2 protein-coding genes are annotated in these 1,915 nt (G+C 72.5%); both read right to left on the bottom strand.

Annotated features, from left to right (window positions below; translation table 11 throughout):
- A partial coding sequence (locus ABZ641_RS35415) for an electron transfer flavoprotein subunit alpha/FixB family protein (protein WP_359988517.1) occupies positions 1-949 on the bottom strand: 949 nt, incomplete at its 3' end.
- 48 nt (positions 950-997) lie between these two features.
- On the bottom strand, positions 998-1,759 hold the full coding sequence (locus ABZ641_RS35410; RefSeq protein ID WP_359988519.1) for an electron transfer flavoprotein subunit beta/FixA family protein: 762 nt from the start codon (positions 1,757-1,759) through the stop codon (positions 998-1,000).
- Positions 1,760-1,915 lie beyond the last annotated feature (156 nt).

The following is a 1,915-nucleotide window of genomic DNA, read 5'->3' as shown; positions in this document are numbered from 1 at the left end:
CCTTCACCTCGGCGGTGAGCTGGGGCAGGACGGTGAACAGGTCGCCGACGACGCCGTAGTCGACGAGCTCGAAGATCGGGGCCTCGGGGTCCTTGTTGACCGCGACGATGGTCTTCGAGGTCTGCATGCCGGCGCGGTGCTGGATCGCGCCGGAGATGCCCGCGGCGACGTACAGCTGCGGGGAGACCTGCTTGCCGGTCTGGCCGACCTGGTTGGTGTGCGGGTACCAGCCGGCGTCGACGGCGGCGCGGGAGGCGCCGACGGCGGCACCGAGCGCGTCGGCGAGGTCCTCGACGACGGCGAAGCCCTCGGCGGCGCCGACGCCGCGGCCGCCGGAGACCACGATCGCGGCCTCGGTCAGCTCGGGGCGGCCGGAGGCGACGCGCGGGGTGCGGGCGGTGACGGTGGCCGCGTTGCCGGTGAGGGCGACGGTGACCTGCTCGACGGTGCCGGCGGCCGGCGCCGGCTCGGGGGCGGCGGCGTTCGGCTTGACGGTGATCACCGGGGTGCCGGTGGTCACGGTCGACTTGACCTGGAAGGACGCGGCGAACACCGACTGGGTGGCGACCGGGCCGCTCTCGCCGGCCTCCAGGTCGACGGCGTCGGTGATGATGCCGGAGCCCAGCCGCAGCGCGACCCGGGCGGCGACCTCCTTGCCCTCGCCGGAGGAGGTGACCAGCACCGCGGCGGCGCCGCTGTTCTTGGCGATCTGGGTGAGGGCGTCGACCTTCGGGACCACCAGCTGGGTGGCGAACTCGTCGGCGTCGGCGGTGTAGACCTTGGCGGCGCCGTACTCGGCGGCCTTGGCGGCGATGTCGGCCGCGGCCGCGCCGGCGCCGAGGACGACGGCGGAGGGCTCGCCGATCCGGCGGGCCAGGGTCAGCAGTTCGAGGGCCGGCTTGCGGACCACGCCGTCGGCGTGGTCCACGAGAACCAGGATCTCAGCCATGATTCGTTGCTCCTGATCGTTCGTTGGATGCGCGCGTGCGGCGTGGGCTCAGATGAACTTCTGCTCGGCGAGGTAGGCGGCGAGCTGCTTGCCGCCCTCGCCCTCGTCCTTGACGACGGTGCCGGCGGTGCGGGCCGGGCGGGCGGTGATGTCGGCGACCTTGGTCCAGGAGCCGGCCAGGCCGACCTCGTCGGCGTCGATGCCCAGGTCGTCCAGGTCGAGCTCGGTGACGGGCTTCTTCTTCGCGGCCATGATGCCCTTGAACGAGGGGTAGCGGGCCTCGCCGGACTGGTCGGTGACCGACACGACGGCCGGCAGCGCGGCCTCGACCTGCTCGGTCGCGGCGTCGCCGTCGCGGCGGCCCTTGACCACGCCGCCCTCGACCGACACCTCGGACAGCAGGGTGGCCTGCGGCACGCCCAGCCGCTCGGCGAGCAGCGCCGGCAGCACACCCATCGTGCCGTCGGTGGAGGCCATGCCGCACACCACCAGGTCGAAGCCGGTGTTCTCCAGCGCCTTCGCCAGGACCGCGGAGGTGCCGATCACGTCCGAGCCGTGGATGTCCTCGTCGTTGACGTGCACGGCCTTGTCCGCACCCATCGACAGGGCCTTGCGCAGCGCGTCCTTCGCATCGTCCGGACCCACGGTCAGCACCGTCACCTCGGCGTCGCCGGAGGCCTCCGCGATCCGCAGCGCCTGCTCCACGCCGTACTCGTCCAGCTCCGACAGGAGGCCGTCCACGCCCTCCCGGTCGGTGGTGGTGTCGTCCGCGAAGCGACGGTCACCGGTCGCGTCGGGCACGTACTTCACACAGACAACGATCCTCAAGCTCACGGCCTGTCTCCTGTACTGGTCCTGTCCGGCGGCTGCGGCTGTGCAGTCGGGCGGAACGCACGTTCCTGCCCGCACGCGGGCCGCGTCTTCCTGTGCCCGTCCGGAACTTCCTGGCAGCATACTCGCCAGTAG

The organism is Kitasatospora sp. NPDC007106, from assembly GCF_040634455.1.
Classification (GTDB): Bacteria; Actinomycetota; Actinomycetes; order Streptomycetales; family Streptomycetaceae; genus Kitasatospora; species Kitasatospora arboriphila.
Note: the sequence above shows the minus strand (reverse complement) of the source record. Positions and strands in the feature narration are given on the sequence as shown.